The organism is Photorhabdus viridis (assembly GCF_040256935.1).
GTDB classification, from domain to species: domain Bacteria; phylum Pseudomonadota; class Gammaproteobacteria; order Enterobacterales; family Enterobacteriaceae; genus Photorhabdus; species Photorhabdus viridis.
This window is the reverse complement of the sequence record NZ_JBEJZY010000334.1, coordinates 1-331: the sequence shown is the minus strand read 5'-3', so window position 1 is coordinate 331 and position 331 is coordinate 1. Positions and strand designations below refer to the sequence as shown.

Here is a 331-nt window from a genome sequence, read left to right as displayed (position 1 = left end):
GGCAAAAATTTAAGCAAGTGTTAGGTGAAGGAGGTAGCAACAAAGCTGGTAATGTTAAAGTGTTTGCAACCGAAAAATTGACTGAGCAGAATATCCGCGCTTATGCAGAAAGTTTAACGGGTGGAGTACCTTTCACAGAATTACCTAATAAACCTGGTCGTTATTATGTCAAGTTAGCAAACGGTAGTACCGTAAACTTGCGTAAGGTTTCAACCAGTGCAGATAGAACTAAAGCACACTGGACGATTGAAATTATTGGTGATGAGCAAATAGGAAAATTGCAAGATAAGGTTAAGAAACCTGTGAAAATAAAGTTTCAATAAGGCATTAA

The 331-nt window shown here is 37.5% G+C and carries 1 pseudogene; it reads left to right on the top strand.

Features of this window, described 5'->3' with window-relative positions:
* Positions 1-323: pseudogene (locus ABR397_RS23610) on the top strand (hypothetical protein); the annotation flags it as partial.
* Between the last annotated feature and the right edge of the window lie 8 nt (positions 324-331).